This window comes from Pseudonocardia halophobica, from assembly GCF_050948485.1.
GTDB classification, from domain to species: Bacteria; Actinomycetota; Actinomycetes; order Mycobacteriales; family Pseudonocardiaceae; genus Pseudonocardia; species Pseudonocardia halophobica.
This window is the reverse complement of record NZ_CP192046.1, coordinates 2,564,070-2,579,311: the sequence shown is the minus strand read 5'-3', so window position 1 is coordinate 2,579,311 and position 15,242 is coordinate 2,564,070. Positions and strand designations below refer to the sequence as shown.

Here is a 15,242-nt window from a genome sequence, read left to right as displayed (position 1 = left end):
GGTCGCGCGCGGGGAACCGGGCCGGGCGTGAGACCGTTCCGCGGAGGACGGCCGGACCCAGGGAGGACCTCGTGAAGCTGCTCGTCACCGGAGGCGCGGGCTACGTCGGCAGCGTCAACGCAGCCCACCTGGTGGAGGCCGGGAACGAGGTCGTGGTGCTCGACGACCTGTCCACCGGGCACGCCGACGCGGTGCCGGAGGGCGCGCGCTTCGTGGAGGGCGAGCTGTCCGAGGCCGCGGGCCCGCTGCTGGCCGAGGGCTTCGACGGGGTGCTGCACTTCGCCGCCCGCTCGCTGGTCGGTGAGTCGGTGGAGAAGCCGGAGCTGTACTGGGACAACAACGTGGTCCGCACCTTCCGGCTGCTGGAGGCGATGCGCGAGCACGGCACCCCGCGGCTGGTCTTCTCCTCCACCGCCGCGGTGTACGGCGAGCCGGAGCAGGTGCCGATCCCGGAGGACGCGCCGACCCGGCCGACCAACCCCTACGGCGCCAGCAAGCTCGCCATCGACACCATGATCACCTCGTACGCCACGGCGTACGGGCTGGCCGCGGTGAGCCTGCGCTACTTCAACGTGGCGGGTGCGCACGGCCGCTTCGGCGAGCGGCACGCGGTGGAGACGCACCTGATCCCGATCGTGCTGCAGGTGGCCGCGGGCACCCGGGAGTCCGTCGCGATCTACGGCGACGACTGGGACACCCCGGACGGCACCTGCCTGCGGGACTACATCCACGTCGACGACCTCGCCGACGCCCACCTGCTCGCCCTGCAGAAGGCGGAGCCGGGCCGGCACGGCATCTACAACCTCGGCAGCGGCCGCGGCTTCTCGGTGCTCGAGGTGGTCGAGGCCTGCCGGACGGTGACCGGGCACCCGATTCCCGCCCGCGTGGCCCCGCGCCGGGCCGGCGACCCCGCCGTGCTCATCGCCTCCAGCGAGCGCGCGACCGCCGAGCTGGGCTGGAACCCCACCCGCACCGCCCTGGAGACGATGGTCGGCGACGCCTGGCGGTTCGCCCAGGACCGCCTGCCCGTCTGACGGCGGGGCCGGCGGGTCCAGCGGATTCGGCGGAGGTAGAGGCCTCACCGCGCGCCCTCCAGCCACGCCCGGATCTCCCGCGGCCCCCAGCCGCCGTCGAGCGCGGCGCGCAGGGAGTGGGCGAGGCGGTGCCCCGGGTCGGCGCCGAGCGCGCGGTCGAGGGCCACGTTGGCCAGGGCCCCGTCGCCCCGGAGCAGCGCCGACACGGCGAGCAGCGCCGCCGGGGTCGCCGCGTCCGCTCCCGGGCCGGTCCGGGCCAGGGCCGCCCACAGCTGCTCCGCCTCCGGCGCCGCGTCCCCGGCGCACGCCGCGAGGGCCTCGTCGCGGAACCACGGCCGGCGCAGCGCGGCGGCCATCGCCCCGGCGAGCCGCCGCCCGACGACCAACCGGCCGGCCGCCGCGTCGGCCAGGGCCTGCCGCAGCAGCCGCCGCGGATCCCCGGCCTCCGCCCCGCCGTCCTCGGCGTCGGCGTCGGCGTCGGCGTCGGCGGATCCCGCGGATGGCCCGGCCGGCTCGGTCGGCTCGGTCGGCTCGGTCGGCTTCGTCGGGCCGGACCGTCCGCTCGGCTCGAACGACTCGGCGGGCCCGGCCGGCTCCACCACTTTCGCCAGCTCCTCCCGCGAGTCCCGCACCAGCGCCCCGCGGGCGACCGCCGTGGCGGCGAGGACGGACGCCGCCGGATCCGGCAGCGTTCCCGCGCAGCCGCAGTCGTGCACCGGGTAGCAGCGCCATGGCGCACCGGCGGCGATCTCGGCCGCCCACGCCACCGTGTGGACCCCGATCTCCCGCTCGAGCAGGGCGAGCGTGGCGGCGCCGGCGACGTCCGCCCGCGGCGGCCACTCCGGCTCCCCCGGTGCCGGCGGCGACGGCTCGCCCCCGCCCACGACCAGGACGGCGGCGCCCTCGGGGTCGTCCCGGCACAGCGCTGCGGCCGCGGACTCGCAGAGCGCGGCCACGAGCTCCGGGGCGTCCGGCGGCGGCAGGTCGACCCGCAGCGTCAGGCCGACACGCCGGCCGTGCGGCCCGCCCGTCGCGATCATGACCAGCGAGTCCCGCGGCCGGAACCCGATCAGCACCGGCACCGCGGCGAGGAGCCCCTCGGTGCCGACGCGCACCGGGGAGTCGGGGTCCCCGGGCAGTGCGGCCAGGGCGGAGAGGGCGGACGGCGGGACCGGGGGCGGCACGGGGAACGGCGCAGGACTCATGCCCGGCAGCGTCATTCGCGCCACCGACGGAGGCGAGAGAAGCTGTCGCGGCTGTGGAGAACCGCCGCGCCGGGCACCGGGAACCGCGGCCCCGACCGGACCCTGTGGACCGAGCGGCCCGGACGCGCCCCGGATCGGTCGTCCTGTCGTCGCGCAGTTGTAACGTCCTGTGGTTGCCCTCGTGAACGCGCAGGGGAACCCTGAGCGGGAAGCAGCGCGTCCCCCGGCGTGCGTGACCGCGCGGCCGGGCGCACGGCGCACCACACGCGCACGGGAGGACGGTCGGTGTACGACTACGACCTGCTGGTGATCGGTTCGGGCCCGGGCGGGCAGAAGGCGGCGATCGCCGCGGCCAAGCTCGGCAAGCGGGTGGCGATCGCGGAACGCCGCGACATGATCGGCGGCGTCTGCGTCAACACGGGGACGATCCCGTCGAAGACGTTGCGCGAGGCGGTCCTCTACCTGACCGGGTTCGCGCAGCGCGAGATGTACGGCGCGAGCTACCGGGTCAAGTCGGAGATCACCATCGCGGACCTGCTCGCCCGCACGCAGCACGTGGTGGGCCGCGAGGTGGAGATCATCCGCAACCAGCTGCTGCGCAACCACGTCGACATCCTCGGCGGCACCGCGCATTTCGAGGATCCGCACACCGTCACGGTGAGCGGGCCCGAGCGCGGCGACCACAGCACCGTGACGGCCGGGTACATCGTGATCGCGACCGGCACCAGGCCGGCCCGTCCGCCGGAGGTCGAGTTCGACGACGACGAGTACCACGTCGTGGACTCCGACGCGGTGCTGCACCTGCACCGCGTCCCCGCCTCGATGGTCGTCGTCGGCGCCGGGGTGATCGGCATCGAGTACGCCTCGATGTTCGCGGCGCTCGGCACCAAGGTCACTGTCGTCGAGAAACGGCCGAACATGCTGGACTTCTGCGACCCGGAGGTCGTCGAGTCGCTGAAGTTCCACCTGCGCGACCAGGGCGTGTCGTTCCGCTTCGGCGAGGAGGTCGCCCGCGTCGAGAACACCGCCAAGGGCACGATCACCTCACTGGCCAGCGGCAAGAAGATCCCGGCCGACATGGTCATGTACTCGGCCGGCCGGCAGGGCGTCACCGACGAGCTGGCGCTGGACAAGGCGAACCTCACGGCCGACAGACGTGGCCGCATCGCCGTCGACCAGCACTACCGGACCGAGGTCGAGCACATCTACGCGGTGGGGGACGTGATCGGCTTCCCCGCCCTCGCCGCGACCAGCATGGACCAGGGCCGGCTCGCGGCCTACCACGCGTTCGGCGAGCCGGCGCGTGAGCTGCACGGCCTGCAGCCGATCGGCATCTACACCGTCCCGGAGATCTCCTACTGCGGGAGGACGGAGGCCGAGCTGACCGAGACCGCCACGCCGTACGAGGTCGGGATCTCGCGCTACCGCGAGCTGGCCCGCGGCGCGATCGTCGGCGACTCCTACGGCATGCTCAAGCTGCTGGTCTCCACGGAGGACCGGACGCTGCTGGGCGTGCACGTGTTCGGCACCAACGCCACCGACCTCGTCCACATCGGCCAGGCGATCATGGGCTGCGGCGGGACCGTCGACTACCTCGTCGACACGGTGCTGAACTACCCGACGCTCTCCGAGGCCTACAAGGTCGCCGCGCTCGACGTGACGAACAAGATCCGCGCACTCGAGGCGTACCGCTAGGCGGCCCCCGGAGCGACGTCAGGTGTAGCCGATCCCCTGCTCGTCGAGCCACGGCTTGGGGTTGATCTTCGTGCCGACCGGGGTGGTGACCTCGATGTGCAGGTGCGGGCCGGTGGACTGGCCGCGGTTGCCGACCTCGGCGATCTGCTGCCCGGCCTCCACCTGCTGACCCACGCTCACCAGCGACCGGTTGATGTGGCCGTAGGTGGTGATCGTGCCGTCCGCGTGCTGCACCCGCACCCACAGCCCGAAGCCGCTCGCCGGGCCGGAGCTGATCACCGTGCCGGCCAGCGGGACGTGGATCGGCGTGCCGATCGGCGCCGCGATGTCCAGGCCCTGGTGCGGGGCACCGCCGCGGATGCCGAAGCCCGACGACACCCGCCCGATCACCATCTGGATCCCGCCACCGGCCGTACGGGAGGCACCGAGCGTCGCGAGCTCCTCGGCCTGGCGCGCGGCCTCGGCCTCGGCGGCCTTCCGCGCGGCCTCCGCCTCCTCGGCCGCCTTGCGGGCGGCGTCGGCGGCGGCCTGGTGCAGGTCGGCGGCCTTGACCACGTCGGCCACGACGTCCGCGCCGGTCACCGGGCCGGCGACCGTGCCCGGGGCGGCCACCGCGGGCGGCGTGGCGACGGGCGCGAGCGGGACGCGCACCTGCCGGCCGGCCAGGTCGGCGATGGCGTCCGCGTCGGCCGTCCCGGTGGCGCCGGTGTCGCCGGTGTCGAGGTCGCCCGCGAGGACGGACGCCCCGGCGGTCAGCTCGACGAGGCCCGCGCGCAGGGCGTTGGCCCCGGACTCCAGGTCGGGGAGCGCACCGGAGTAGGCGGCCTGCCCGGCCGCCGCGACCACGCCACCGACGGCGACGACCGCGGCCATGCGGGCCTGCAGCGACGTCAGACCCGCGGGCGGGGACGACAGGGAGAGCGCCGGGGACAGCGCAGGCGACAGCGACGGGGAGCCGCTGGGGAGCGGGAGGCTCGTTCGCAGGCCGCCGGGCCCCGCTGCCGCCGCGGGGGCGGGCAGCGGTGGCCCGGCGATCGCGCGACGGCCCTGGGGGGAGCGATGCCGTGCCACGATCTTCCTTCCGGATCGTGACGGGGCCGGACATCCGGTGGGGGGCCGGACCGGGTCGGCTCGGGGATGCCGGCCCGGAGTCCTCTTCGTGACCTCGTCGTGATCCGCGAACGACGCTAGCGGGGCCGGGTACCCGTTGTCCCGGTCCGGTTGCGTTCGGCGAGACCACCGGATCGGGTGGCGCGCCGAGTGGCCGGACCGCTGCGGACCCGGCGTGTCGGCGCGACACGCGGGTCGTTCGCCCGCCGTTCACCGCACGGACGGGCCTCGCGCCCCGCTCGTCGTCACCGGTAGTCGCTGATCGATCACACAGCGCAATCGCCCTGTGCGGGCGGTCACCGGCGCGCCGCGGGAAGGCCGCGGCGAACGGCGTTACGGGACCTGGATCACCTGATCGGGAACGCCTCGACCCCGGCGCGTCAAGAGCCGGCCTCGGGGTCCGCGACGTTCGTGATGCCGAGCTCCGCCAGCCGGGCCCGGTAGCGCGCCACCCCGGCCAGCTTGACGTCCTCGTACCCGCGGACCAGCTCCGCGGCCTCGGCCGCCGCCACCGCCGCCTCGTGGGTGTCCGTGGTGAGTCCCTCCGCGAGCCGCAGCACCATCGCCCGGTACTCGTCCCGCAGCGCCCGCTCCAGCCTGCGGATCTCGGTGCGGCCGAACGGGTCGAGCGCCGTGCCGCGCACGACCCTGCCCTTGGCGAGCGTCCGCAGCACCGGCCGCATCCATGGGCCGAGCGCGATCTTCCGCCGCCGCCCCAGCGCCTTGAGCACCGGCGGGTGCAGCCGGTACCGCAGCCGCGTGCCGCCCGGCACCTCGGCCGCGAGCCGGGCCTCGAACGCAGGGTCGGTGAGCAGCCGGGCCACCTCGTACTCGTCCTTGTACGCGGTGAGCCGGTGCAGCCCGCGCGCCACGGCCTCGGAGAACCGGGTGTCCCCGCCCAACTCCCGCTCGGCCCGCCACACAGCCCGGACGTCCGCGACGTACGCGCGGGCCGTCCGCTCCGACTGGTAGGCGACCAGCTCGGCGGCCCGCACCTCGACCAGCCGCCGGGTCTCCCCCGCCAGCTCGCCCAGGTCGAGAGCCGGGGTCGGTCCGGGGGGCTCGGGGTCCCGCACGGCCGCCGACGGCAACGCGGCCGCGAAGGCCGCCGGATCGGCCACAGCCACCCGGCCCCACCGGAACGCTGCCGTGTTCGCCGCGACCGCCACGCCGTTGAGCTCGATGGCCCACTCCACCGCCGTGGCCGTCACGGGCAGTACCCCGGCCTGGTAGGCCGCGCCGACCAGCAGCAGGTTCGCCGGCATCGCGTCGCCGAACAGGGCCTCCGCCGCGGCCTGGGCGTCGAGCGTGACGACCTCGCGGCACCGCCCCGCGATCCGCGCCACCAGCTCGTCGGCGGCCGGTGGGGTCACGCCCGCGTCCCGGACCTGCGCCCCGGTCGGCACCGGACTCGTCGAGACGACGGCCGTGGTCCGGTCCTCCGCGGCGACGGCGAGGTAGCGGGAGTCCGCCCCGACCAGCGCGTCGAACGCCAGGTAGCAGTCCGCGGTGCCGACCCGGTTCGCCGGGCCGACGACGGCCGGGTCCCCCACCCGCAGGTGCGAGACGACCGGGCCGGCCTTCTGCGAGAGCCCGGTCTGGTCCACGCCATGCACCGCGCGGCCGTCGCGCACCGCGGCCGAGCCGAGGACCTGGTTGACCGTGACGATGCCGGTCCCGCCGATGCCTGCCAGGAAGACGTCGCCGGCCTCCGGCACCGCGACATCGGGCACCGGCGGCGGCTCCGGCCGCTCGCGGCGCGCCGCCCGGCCGCCGGGCGACTCGACGGTGACGAACGACGGGCAGTCCCCGGCGAGGCACGAGTAGTCGGTGTTGCACGAGGTCTGGTCGATGCGCGTCTTGCGGCCGAACTCCGTGTCGACCGGCTGCACCGACAGGCAGTTCGACTTCGCCCCGCAGTCGCCGCAGCCCTCGCACACGGCCTCGTTGATCACGACGCGGGTGGGCCGGACCGGGATCGCGCCGCGCTTGCGCAGCCGCCGGGACTCCGCGGCGCACCGCTGGTCGTAGATGAGCACCGTGACGCCCGGGGTGTCCCCCAGCACCCGCTGCGCCTCGTCGAACCGGTCCCGGTGCCAGAGGTCCACGCCCTTCGGCAACGGTGGCAGGTCACGGAACCGGTACGGCTCGTCGGCGCACACGATGATCTTCGCGACGCCCTCGGCCAGCAGCTTCGCGGCCAGCGCGGGCACCTCGAGCCCGCCCTCGGCGTCCTGCCCGCCGGTCATCGCGACCGCGCGGTTGTAGAGGAGCTTGTAGGTGATCGTCACGCCGGCGGCCACGCACGCCTGCACGGCCAGCTGCCCGGAGTGCGCGAACGTGCCGTCGCCCATGTTCTGGAACATGTGGCCGGCGGTGGTGAAGGGCGCCTGCCCGATCCACTGCGCGCCCTCGCCGCCCATCTGCGTGATCGACCCGACCTCGCTGACCTCGCGGTGGGTGAGCGCGACCATCGCGTGGCAGCCGATGCCGCCCCCGGCCACCGCCCCCTCCGGGACCACGGTCGAGCGGTTGTGCGGGCACCCGGAGCAGAAGTACGGGGTGCGGGCGACCGGCAGCAGCTCCAACGGCGGCGGTGCGGACCTCGGCGCCGCGAGCGGCAGGCGGTCGCGCAGCACGCGGCGCAACGGCCCGGCCAGCACCGCCGCGGTGAGCTCGCCCGCCTGCGGCACCAGCGGGGCGCCCGACGCGTCGGCCGCCCCGAGCACCGCGGGCGCGTCGGCCGTGCCGTACAGGGCGTCGCGCACCGCCGTCTCGACGAACGGCGCCTTCTCCTCCACCACCAGGACGGTGTCGAGCCCGGCGGCGAAGGCCCGCAGCCGCTCCCGCTCGAGCGGGTGGACCGCGCCGAGCTTCAGCAGCCGCACGCCCGAGTCGACGCCGAGGTCGCGCAGGGCCTGCCGGACGTCGCCGAACGCCTTCCCGGCCGCGACGATCCCGATCGTCGCCCCCGGCGCGGGGTCGACCAGGACGTCGACCGGGTTGGCGGCCAGGAACGCCCGGACCATCGCCCAGCGCGGCCCGTACAGCTGCGCCTCCGCCTCCAGCGACGAGGGCGGCACGAGCATCGGGTACTGCCGGTACCGCCACGGCCGGCCCTCCCACTCGAGCTCCGGGACCGTGATCTCCAGGTCGGAGACCTCGGCCGGGTCGAGGGTGTACACGCCGTCGGCCACGTCGGCGGTGATCTTCAGCCCCACCCACATGCCCGACGCCCGGCTGAGGGCGATGCCGTACCGGCCCAGCCGCACGACGTCGGCCGCATCCGCCGGGTACAGCACCGGCAGGCCGTAGCCGGCCAGGGTCCGCTCCGAGACGCACGGGATCGTCGAGGACTTGCAGCCAGGGTCGTCGCCGGCCAGCACGAGGACGCCGCCGCGCGGGTGGGCGCCGCAGATGTTGCCGTGCCGGAAGGGGTCGCCGGCCCGGTCCACCCCGGGCGCCTTGCCGTACCAGACCCCCACCGCGCCGTCGACGGTCCGCTCATGGCCCGGCACCTCGACCTGGCTGCCCCACACCGCGGTCGCCGCCAGCTCCTCGTTGACCCCGGGCACGAACCGCAGGCCCGCGCTCTCGGTGAGCTCCGGCAGCGCGGCGAGGGTCTTGTCCAGCCCGCCCAGCGGACTGCCCTGGTACCCGGAGACGAACGACGCGGTCCGGAGTCCCGCGGCCGCGTCGGCGGCGTGCTGCTCCACCAGCAGCCGCGCGATCGCCTGCACGCCGGTGACGAGGGCGGGGCCGCCGTCCGTCCGGTACCGGGTCCCCAGATCGAACTCGACGGCCACGATGCCCCCTACGAACGCGCCAACAGCGCCGACACCGTCGCCGCCGCCCTCCGGACACTCTGCACCACCGCGACCTTGCGTGCGCCCAGGACCCGCGAGGTCGTCCCGACCACCGAGATCGCCGCGACCGCCACCCGCCGGTCCCCGCGCGTGACGACGACCGGCGCGGCCACCGACGACATCCCCAGCGTGTGCTCCTCCCGGGAGGCGGCGTAGCCGTCCGCCCGGACCTGGCGGAGCACCTGCCGGTACCGCCCCGGGTCGACGATCGTGAACGGCGTCCGCCGCTCGAAGCCGCGCTGCAGGATCGCGCGCGCCATCGCCGGGTTGACCGCCGCCATCGCCTTGCCGGCGCTCGAGGAGTGCCCCGGCCCGCGCCGGTACATCTCCGTGTGGAACATCGTCCCGACGCCCGCGCCCTCCAGCCGGTCGACGTACAGGACGTCGGCGCCCACCGGGACCGCGAGCTGCGCGGTCTCCCGCAGCACCTCGCGCAGCTCGCCGAGCACCGGCAGCGACACCTCGCGCAGCATCAGCCGGTCCACCGCCAGCTGCCCGATCTCGAACAGCCGCAGGCCCAGCCGGTAGCGCCCGGAGGGCGTGCGCTCCAGCAACCCGCCCGAGGCCAGCGCGGCGAGCATCCGGCAGGCCGTGCTCTTGGCGACGCCCAGGCGTTGGGCGACCTTGGTGGCCCCGAGCTCCGCCTCGTCCCCGAAGCAGTCCAGCACCGCCATCGCGATCGCCACCGAGCGCAGCGGCGAGTCGGGTTCGGGGGACTCGGGGACCAGCAGCGGGGGATCGTCCCGGAGGGCCCGTCCGGCAGCGTCGGTGGTGTCGGCGGCGAGCGTCATCGCGTCAGGCCTCCCAGTCCGGGAACTCGTCGGCGGGCGGCACGTGCACCTCGGTCACCCGGTTCCGGTAGGAGACGAACGCGGTGCGGCCACCCTCGCGGAGCTTCACCCGGATCTCCTCGGTGTTCAAGGGCTCGCCCGGGTCGTAGCCGTGCGCCCAGGTCGCGAACGCGCGCATCGGACCCGAGTGGGTGGCGGCCACGATGCGGTGCTGTCCGGTGGTCGGTCGGGCCGCCTCCCGCATGAGCCGGTGGAAGCCGCGCCAGAAGCGGCGCACGCACACGGCCGGCGGCTCGAAGTACATCATCGGGATCGTCAGCCACATCTGGATCGGGTCCGCCCCGCCCAGCTGCGTCCGGTAGAAGCGGTCGATCTCGACGAGCCAGCGGGGCCGGTCGCCGACGGCCATCCGCTCCAGCTTCTCCATCTCGGACTGGTACCGGCGGAACGACGACGTGACGTCGCGCAGCCCGTCCGGCGTCCAGACGCCGAAGTTCCGCAGCTCGGGCACGGGTTCGGGCTCCGACAGCTCGACGTCGTGGCCCCACATCCGCAGCCCGTCCTGCGCCCCGCGGTAGATCTGCTCCGCGGTCTGCCGGGCGCGGTTGGTGGCCGCGCAGACCAGCCGCACCTTGTCCCCGGAGTCCCAGCGGCGGGCCAGCTCGTGCCCGCGGCGGTGCGCCTGCCAGCCGCCCATCGGCGTCAGGCCGGCGTCGGTGGAGTAGCCCTGGGTGATGCCGTGCCGGATGATCGAGATCTCACAGACGATCTTCTCGTTCGCCCGGCGGCCGACCGGCGCGGCGACCTCCTTGCCGCGGGTCGCCTCGGCCAGCTCGGGGGTGAACGCCGCGCCCTCGTACTCGACCTTCGGTGAGGGTGCGGCGCCGCGTTCGCGGAAGCGGCGGAGGTACAGCGGCTCGGCGGGGGCCTCGGCGGCGCCGGCCTCGACGGGCGCCGCGAACCGGCCGGCGGTCGCCGCCCCGTCGCCGCCGCCACGGCGGCTCTGCCGCTCCCGGTACCGCGCCAGGTAGTTCGGCGCCTCGTAGCGGTCGATCTTCCGCGGATCCGTCGGCGCACTCACGAGTGCACCGTGAAGAAGCGCTCGTTGACCTGCCGGTGGTAGTAGAAGATCGCCCGGCCCATCTCCTCCTCGGTCCAGGTGATCGGCTCGAAGTCCGGGTCCACCCAGTACCCGCCGGTGAACAGCTCGTTGCGGTTGCCGACGGGGTCGAAGAAGTACGTCGTGTAGCCGCGGGTCACGCCGTGCCGCGTGGGTGCCACGTCGATCGTCACGCCGTGGTAGGCCAGCGTGTCCGCCGCCTCGCGGATGGCGTTCCAGTCGTCCATCCAGAAGGCGAAGTGGTGCAGCGCCCCGTTCGGGCCGGTGATCACGGCGAGGTCGTGCGGGGTGTGGCTGTGCTCGAGGAACGTGGCCAGCTGGTGCCCGTCGTTCGCCACGATCTGCTCGGTCATCCGGAAGTCGAGCAGCTCGGTGAAGAACCGGGTGAAGCCGTCGACGTCCTCGGCCATGACGAACACGTGGTCCAGCCGCGGCGGCGCGATCCCCACCAGGTCCTGCGGGCGGGGCGGCGGGTTGGTCATCGGCAGCATGTTGCCCACCCGCTCGGTGCCGTGGGTCAGCTCGACGACGTGCCCCGACGGCGCCTCGAAGCGGATCGCCTCGCCCCAGCCCGGGCCGAGATCGCGGGCGGCGAACCGCTTCACCGGCACGCTCGCCGCCTGCAGCCGCTCCGTGTAGTGGTCCAGGTCGCCGGCCTCACGGACCTTGAACGACATGTGGTCGAGGCCGTAGGTCGGGGCCTGGCGGAGGATCACGGAGTGGTGCTCGCGCTCATCCCAGCACTTGAGGAACACGCGGTCCACGCCGTCCTTCGTGTCCCGCGCGGTCTCGACGAGGCCGAGGACCTCGGTGTAGTAGGCGGTGCACAGCTCCAGGTCGGGGACCCGGACCTCCACGTGCTGCAGTCGCAGAATCCTGTCGGTCATCTTCTCGCTCACGTGTGCATGCGCAGGAAGCGCTGGCTGACGACGTTCTCGTAGTAGAAGAGGCCCTTCCCGAAGTTGTCCTCGGTCCAGGTGATGATCTCGGTGTCCGGGTCGACCCAGTAGCCGCCGGTGAAGACCTCGTTGCGGATCCCGAGCGGGTCGAAGAAGTAGATGGTGTTGCCGCGGGTCACGCCGTGGCGCGTGGGGCCCTGGTCGATCTGCACGCCGTTGTAGGCCAGCGTGTCCGCGGCCTTGCGGATGTGGTCCCAGTCGTCGAGCCAGTAGGCCCAGTGGTGCAGGGCGCCGTTGGGCCCGTTGACGATGGCGATGTTGTGCGGGGTGTTGGTGCGGCCGGCGAGCCAGACGCCGAGCTGGTGGCCGTTGCCGTCGAGCACCTGCTCGGTCATCCGCAGGCCCAGCACGTCGGTGAAGAACGTGGCGGCCTCGGCGACCTCCTCGGCGTTGACCAGCATGTGGTCCATCCGCGGCGGCGCGATCCCGGGCAGGTCGGGCGGCGGCGTGGGCGCCGGGTTGCGCTTGCCGAGCAGGTTGCCGGTCTTCTCGATGTCCCAGACCAGCTCCATGACCTGCCCGCTCGGCACCTCGAAGCGGATCGACTCCCCCTGCCCGACGGCCTCGCCGCGGCTGACCCGCGTGGTCGGGCAGCCGTAGGCCTCGACCTTCTTCTCGAACTCGTGCAGGTCGTCCTCGGCCTCGACGCGGAACGTGAAGGAGTCCAGCCCGGTGCGCGGGTGGTAGCGCATCCGCAGCGAGTGGTGGTCCTCCTCGTCCCAGCACTTGAAGTACACCGTGTCCGCATCCCGCTGCACGGTCTGCAGACCCATGACCTCGGTGTAGTACGCGGCGGCGAGGTCCAGGTCGGGTGTGCGGACGTCGACGTGGGCCAGGCGCAGGATCCCCACTGGCGAGCCTCCCTGCTCGGTGCTGACGACGCTGTTGACGAGCTTCAGCGTGGCGCCCTAGCGTTCCGGAGGGAAGTGCAGCCGTTCCGGAAATCAGAACGGAGGGACGCCGATGGCCGACCCGATGCGGATGCGCGAGGCGGTTGCGGACTACGTCGCGGCGCTGCACCGCGCCTACCTCGCGCAGGCCGACACGTTCCCGCCCGGTGCCCGCGGCCGGATGCCGCTGCTCGCCGGGGGCGGCACGGTGCACGTCGCGGCCGTGGGCGTGCGGAACCTGCACCTGCTCGCCACCCGCGAGGACCTCGGCCCGCTGCGCGGCCAGGAGGTGGAGCAGCGCGGGTCGCTGCCCGGGCTGGAGTGGACGCTGCGCTTCTACGACCCCGTCGTGGTGCCCGCGCTCGGGCTGGTCGACGAGTCGGCGGAGCCGCAGTACGCCGAGGTCCGCGGCGCGCTGGGGATCCAGACGACCTGCTACCACGTCGTCGCGCAGCCCGGGTCGGGCCTGACCCCGCACCACGCCCAGCACGTCGGGTCCGGGCTGGCCAGCGGGCACTCCGCGGCGGTGCGGGACTTCGACACGATCCGCAGCCGCGTGCGCGGGCGCGAGGCGCTGGTCGACGAGCTGGTCGGCGCCTCGGCCGCCGGGCTCCCCCGGGCGCAGGCGCTGCTGGCCCGCGCGATCGCGCCCCGGGACGCCGCGGTCGCCGCCCTCGCCGAGTCCCCCGCGCCGGACCCGGACGAGGTGCGCAAGGCCCTGCTCGCCAGCGTCGGCGGGCGGCGGGACCGGACGCCCCGGGGACCGACCGAAGCACCGGCGGCACCGGCATGACCGACGCCCCGCTCACCACCGTCACCAACGCCGCGCGGCTGCTCAAGGCCTTCCGTGCGCAGGAGGCCACGCTGGGCGTCTCGGAGCTGGCCCGGCGCCTCGACCTGGGCAAGTCCGCGGTCCACCGGCTGCTCACCACGCTCGCCGCGGAGGGCCTGATCGAGCAGGACCCGCACACCGGCGGCTACCGGCTGGGCGTGGTGATGATCGAGCTCGGCGAGGCGGTGAAGGTGCACCTGGACCTGCACGCTGCCGCCGGGCCGGTGCTCGCCCACCTGCGCGACGAGACCGGCGAGACCTGCCAGGTCGGGGTGCTCGACGGCGTCGACGTCGTCTACGTCGACCGGCTCGAGTCCGCCCACTCGCTGCGGCTGTTCACCGAGACCGGGCGCCGCGTGCCCGCGCACGCCACCAGCTCGGGGAAGGTGCTGCTCGCCCACCTGCCGGAGACCGAGCGGGAGGAGCGCATCACCGGGCCGTTCCCGCAGCTCACCCCGCACACGCTCGTCACCGCGGACGCCCTGCGCGCCGAGCTGGCGGCCGTGCGGGCCCGGGGGTGGGCCGAGGCGGTGCACGAGCGGGAGATCGGCGTCGTGTCGATCGCCGCGCCCGTCCGGGACCGGTACGGCGAGGTCGTCGCGGCCCTGTCGATCGGCGCCCCGACGGCCCGGTTCGGCGCCGCGGCGCGCCGCCGGCACGCCCGGTCGCTGGTCGAGGCCGGGGAGGCGATCTCCCGCCGGCTCGGCTGGACCCCGGAGCGGGAGGGGCGGGGCGCATGAGCCCACCCGTGCGGATCGGCGTCGCGCTGCCCACCGACCACGCCCGGCTGCCCGGCGAACCCAATGCCGTCGACGCGCTGATCGGGCAGGTGCAGGAGCTCGCCGACGCCGGCCTGACCTCGGCCTGGTTCACCCAGCGCTTCGACCACGACGCCGTCACCGTGGCCACGCTCGCCGCCCGTGAGGTACCGGACATCGAGGTCGGGACGGCCGCAGTGCCGATCTACCCGCGGCACCCGATCGCCCTGGCGATGCAGGCCCGGACCGCGCAGGCCGCGAGCCACGGGCGGTTCACCCTCGGCGTCGCCCTGTCGATCAAGGAGTTCGTCGAGCGCACCTACGGGATCGCGCCGCATCCCAGGATCCGGCACCTGCGCGAGTTCCTCGACGCCCTGGGCTCCCTGCTCGAGACCGGTGCCGTGGACGTCGAGGGCGAGACCGTGGTGGCCCGGACCCCGTTCGCCACGACGGTGCCGGGCGCCAGTCCGCGGGTCCCGGTGCTGGTGGCGGCGGCCGGGGAGCTCACGCTGCGGGCCGCGGGCGAACTGGCCGACGGCGCGCTCCCGATCCTCTCGGGCCCGCGGACGCTCGCCGGGTACACCGTGCCCACCCTCGCGAGGTACGCCGCAGCCGCCGGGCGGCCCGCCCCCGGGATCGCCGCGATCGTGTCCGGGGTCGTCACCGCCGACCGGGCGGGCGCCCGGGCCCGCGCCGAGGAGAGCATGGGGTTCTACGGGACCATCCCGGCCTACCGCGCCGCCCTGGACCGCGAAGGGGTCGACCACCCCGCCGACCTGGTGGCGATCGGCGACGAGCAGGCGCTCGCGGACCAGGTCGCGGCCTACGCCGAGGTGGGCGTGACCGAGCTGGTCTACACCCAGACCGCGATCGGCTCGCCGGAGGACGAGCGCCGCACCTGGCGTCTGCTGGGCGAGCTCGCGAACCGGTGACCCCCCCGACCTGCACGAACGGCACTGCCGTGCGGACCTACCGCACGAGA

General features: G+C 74.7%; 12 protein-coding genes. 5 read left to right on the top strand and 7 right to left on the bottom strand.

Features of this window, described 5'->3' with window-relative positions:
- Nucleotides 1-71: 71 nt before the first annotated feature.
- Complete coding sequence (gene galE, locus ACQP04_RS12435) at nucleotides 72-1,034, top strand: UDP-glucose 4-epimerase GalE (protein ID WP_433507200.1); 963 nt, start codon at nucleotides 72-74, stop codon at nucleotides 1,032-1,034.
- Between the two features lie 44 nt (nucleotides 1,035-1,078).
- Here galE and ACQP04_RS12430 read toward each other — a convergent pair whose 3' ends face one another.
- Entirely contained in the window at nucleotides 1,079-2,239 is a 1,161-nt protein-coding gene (locus ACQP04_RS12430; protein WP_433507199.1) for a DUF4192 domain-containing protein, read from the bottom strand.
- Between the two features lie 285 nt (nucleotides 2,240-2,524).
- Here ACQP04_RS12430 and sthA point away from each other — a divergent pair, with 285 nt between their 5' ends.
- Nucleotides 2,525-3,934, top strand: coding sequence for a Si-specific NAD(P)(+) transhydrogenase (gene sthA / locus ACQP04_RS12425; protein ID WP_433507198.1), 1,410 nt, complete (start codon nucleotides 2,525-2,527; stop codon nucleotides 3,932-3,934).
- A gap of 18 nt (nucleotides 3,935-3,952) precedes the next feature.
- Here the strand turns inward: sthA and ACQP04_RS12420 are convergent, their stop codons facing one another.
- From ACQP04_RS12420 to ACQP04_RS12395, 6 genes are all read right to left on the bottom strand, one after another.
- The gene (locus ACQP04_RS12420) at nucleotides 3,953-5,005 is read right to left on the bottom strand and encodes a M23 family metallopeptidase (protein WP_433507197.1); all 1,053 of its coding nucleotides are present in this window, start codon (nucleotides 5,003-5,005) and stop codon (nucleotides 3,953-3,955) included.
- Between the two features lie 419 nt (nucleotides 5,006-5,424).
- Nucleotides 5,425-8,850 carry an indolepyruvate ferredoxin oxidoreductase family protein gene (locus ACQP04_RS12415; protein WP_433507196.1) on the bottom strand — a complete coding sequence of 1,142 codons (3,426 nt, stop codon included), beginning with the start codon at nucleotides 8,848-8,850 and terminating at the stop codon, nucleotides 5,425-5,427.
- 8 nt (nucleotides 8,851-8,858) lie between these two features.
- Complete coding sequence (locus ACQP04_RS12410; protein ID WP_433507195.1) at nucleotides 8,859-9,701, bottom strand: IclR family transcriptional regulator; 843 nt, start codon at nucleotides 9,699-9,701, stop codon at nucleotides 8,859-8,861.
- 4 nt (nucleotides 9,702-9,705) lie between these two features.
- A complete protein-coding gene (locus tag ACQP04_RS12405) occupies nucleotides 9,706-10,782 on the bottom strand; it encodes a histidine phosphatase family protein (protein ID WP_433507194.1) in 1,077 nt (358 codons plus the stop codon).
- Nucleotides 10,779-11,708, bottom strand: a complete 930-nt coding sequence (locus ACQP04_RS12400) for a catechol 2,3-dioxygenase (RefSeq protein ID WP_433507193.1) — start codon at nucleotides 11,706-11,708, stop codon at nucleotides 10,779-10,781. The genes ACQP04_RS12405 and ACQP04_RS12400 overlap by 4 nt, the downstream gene beginning before the upstream one ends.
- Before the next feature lie 8 nt (nucleotides 11,709-11,716).
- Nucleotides 11,717-12,631, bottom strand: coding sequence for a catechol 2,3-dioxygenase (locus ACQP04_RS12395; RefSeq protein ID WP_433507192.1), 915 nt, complete (start codon nucleotides 12,629-12,631; stop codon nucleotides 11,717-11,719).
- 112 nt (nucleotides 12,632-12,743) lie between these two features.
- On the opposite strand from ACQP04_RS12395, the gene ACQP04_RS12390 reads away from it, so the two are divergent.
- Genes ACQP04_RS12390 through ACQP04_RS12380 form a run of 3 tightly spaced genes read left to right on the top strand, consistent with a single transcriptional unit; the run spans nucleotide 12,744 to nucleotide 15,192 of the window.
- On the top strand, nucleotides 12,744-13,463 hold the full coding sequence (locus ACQP04_RS12390) for a hypothetical protein (RefSeq protein WP_433507191.1): 720 nt from the start codon (nucleotides 12,744-12,746) through the stop codon (nucleotides 13,461-13,463).
- Complete coding sequence (locus ACQP04_RS12385; protein WP_433507190.1) at nucleotides 13,460-14,242, top strand: IclR family transcriptional regulator; 783 nt, start codon at nucleotides 13,460-13,462, stop codon at nucleotides 14,240-14,242. The genes ACQP04_RS12390 and ACQP04_RS12385 overlap by 4 nt, the downstream gene beginning before the upstream one ends.
- Nucleotides 14,239-15,192: a TIGR03564 family F420-dependent LLM class oxidoreductase gene (locus tag ACQP04_RS12380; protein ID WP_433507189.1), complete on the top strand. Its 954-nt coding sequence runs from the start codon at nucleotides 14,239-14,241 to the stop codon at nucleotides 15,190-15,192. The genes ACQP04_RS12385 and ACQP04_RS12380 overlap by 4 nt, the downstream gene beginning before the upstream one ends.
- The last annotated feature ends 50 nt before the right edge of the window (nucleotides 15,193-15,242 follow it).

Excerpts from the sequence above, each read along its gene's own strand:
- ACQP04_RS12430 (WP_433507199.1), bottom strand. The coding sequence starts at position 2,239 with ATGAGTCCTGCGCCGTTCCCCGTGCCGCCCCCGGTCCCGCCGTCCGCC.
- ACQP04_RS12410 (WP_433507195.1), bottom strand. The coding sequence starts at position 9,701 with ATGACGCTCGCCGCCGACACCACCGACGCTGCCGGACGGGCCCTCCGG.
- ACQP04_RS12400 (WP_433507193.1), bottom strand. The coding sequence starts at position 11,708 with ATGACCGACAGGATTCTGCGACTGCAGCACGTGGAGGTCCGGGTCCCC.
- ACQP04_RS12390 (WP_433507191.1), top strand. The coding sequence starts at position 12,744 with ATGGCCGACCCGATGCGGATGCGCGAGGCGGTTGCGGACTACGTCGCG.
- ACQP04_RS12385 (WP_433507190.1), top strand. The coding sequence starts at position 13,460 with ATGACCGACGCCCCGCTCACCACCGTCACCAACGCCGCGCGGCTGCTC.
- ACQP04_RS12380 (WP_433507189.1), top strand. The coding sequence starts at position 14,239 with ATGAGCCCACCCGTGCGGATCGGCGTCGCGCTGCCCACCGACCACGCC.